This window comes from Segeticoccus rhizosphaerae (assembly GCF_009192725.1).
Taxonomy (GTDB): domain Bacteria; phylum Actinomycetota; class Actinomycetes; order Actinomycetales; family Dermatophilaceae; genus Segeticoccus; species Segeticoccus rhizosphaerae.
The window spans coordinates 1-1,687 of sequence record NZ_VOHR01000521.1; the positions used below are offsets into that span (position 1 = coordinate 1).

Genomic DNA, 1,687 nt, shown 5'->3' on the forward strand with positions numbered 1-1,687 from the left:
AACCGCAAGGCGGCCCGGGCCGCGGCGGTCGAGCTGCTAGACCAGGTCGGCCTGCCCGACCCGGCCGGCACCGCACGCGCCTACCCGCACCAGCTGTCCGGCGGGCAGCGGCAGCGGGTGGTGCTGGCGCTGGCGCTGGCCAACGACCCCGCCCTGCTGGTCTGCGACGAGCCCACCACCGCGCTCGACGTCACCGTGCAGGCGCTGGTGCTCGACCTGATCGTGCGCGGGGTGCTGGACCGGGCCGCCGCGATGCTGTTCATCACCCACGACCTGGCCGTGGTCGCCACCGCCTGCGAGCGGGTCCTGGTGATGTATGGCGGGCGGATCGTCGAAGCAGGCCCGACCCGCCAGGTCTTCACCCGGCCGCGGCACCGCTACACCCAGGGACTGCTCGGTGCGTCCGACCTGGCCGTGGTGGACGAGCGCGGCCGGCTGGCCACCATCCCCGGGTCGGTCCCCGCCGCGGGCCGGTTCCCCGCCGGTTGCGTCTTCCGCAACCGCTGCGAGCACGCCACCGAGCAGTGCCGTGTCCGACCGGACTGGACCGTCACCGGCGAGGACTCCGGGTTCGCCTGCTACCACCCTGCACCCGCCACCACGGCTCGGGCGGAGGGTATCGATGACTGAGCACACCGGCGGCCCGCCCACCGGCACCACGGCGATCAGCGTCCGCGACGTGACCCGCGACTACCGCCGGTCGCGCACCTCGCTGCTGCACGCCAGCGAACCGGTCCGTGCCCTGCGCGGCGTCAGCTTCGACGTGGCGCCCGGCGAACGCTTCGGCATCGTGGGCGAGTCCGGCTGCGGCAAGTCCACCCTGCTGCGGATCCTGTCCGGGCTCGACCGCGCCACCAGCGGCTCGGTCCAGGTGGAGGGCCGCGACATCACCCGGCTGCGCGACCGCCAGCTGCGCTGGCTGCGCCAGCGGCTGCAGCTGGTCTTCCAGGACCCGATGAGCTCACTGGACCCCCGGATGCGGGTGCGCGACATCGTCGCCGAACCCCTGGTCGCCCAGGGCCGCGGCGCCTCCCGGGGCCGGGTCGAGCAGCTGCTGCAGGCCGTCGGGCTGCGGGCCGACGCCGCCGGCCGCTACCCGCACCAGTTCTCCGGCGGCCAAAGGCAACGCATCTCCATCGCCCGGGCCCTGGCCTCCACACCCGCGATCCTGGTCGCCGACGAACCGGTCAGCGCCCTGGACGTCTCGGTCCGCGCGCAGGTCCTCAACCTCATCGCCGACCTGGTCGACGAGCTCGACCTGACCCTGGTGTTCGTCTCCCACGACCTGTCGGTGGTGCGCCACGTCTGCGACCGGGTCGCGGTCATGCACAACGGCCAGATCGTCGAGATGGGCCCCGTCGCCGACGTCTACGACAACCCCCAACACCCGTACACCCGCAAGCTCATCGCCGCCATTCCCACCCTGACCAAGGCCCTGTCCGGGGTCACCGCCGCCGACCTCAACCAGGAGACCCCAGCATGACCCCCCACGAAGTTCTCCGCGGTGCTCCGATACTTCGCGGGGGCCCCGCGTGAATGTCCGGGCCGGCCGGACCAACAGCCTGACCGATGTGGCGGGGCTGCGCGTCGGGCACGCGAGCCGTCGCGGCGACGGCTGGCTCACCGGGACCACCGTGGTCCTGTGCCCGCCCGGTGGCGCGGTGGCCGGGGTGGACGTCCGCGGTGG

3 protein-coding genes are annotated in these 1,687 nt (G+C 73.7%); all 3 read left to right on the forward strand.

Translation table 11 applies throughout. The features are described from left to right. On the forward strand, positions 1–630 hold a 630-nt coding region (locus FRW57_RS21305), incomplete at its 5' end, for an ABC transporter ATP-binding protein (RefSeq protein ID WP_152187008.1). Further along, a complete protein-coding gene (locus FRW57_RS21310) occupies positions 623–1,483 on the forward strand; it encodes an ATP-binding cassette domain-containing protein (protein WP_137120083.1) in 861 nt (286 codons plus the stop codon). The genes FRW57_RS21305 and FRW57_RS21310, both read left to right, overlap by 8 nt. A 49-nt stretch (positions 1,484–1,532) precedes the next feature. Continuing rightward, a partial coding sequence (locus FRW57_RS21315; protein WP_162529461.1) for a P1 family peptidase occupies positions 1,533–1,687 on the forward strand: 155 nt, incomplete at its 3' end.

Coding starts and splice junctions, on each gene's coding strand:
- FRW57_RS21310 (WP_137120083.1), top strand. CDS start 623: ATGACTGAGCACACCGGCGGCCCGCCCACCGGCACCACGGCGATCAGC.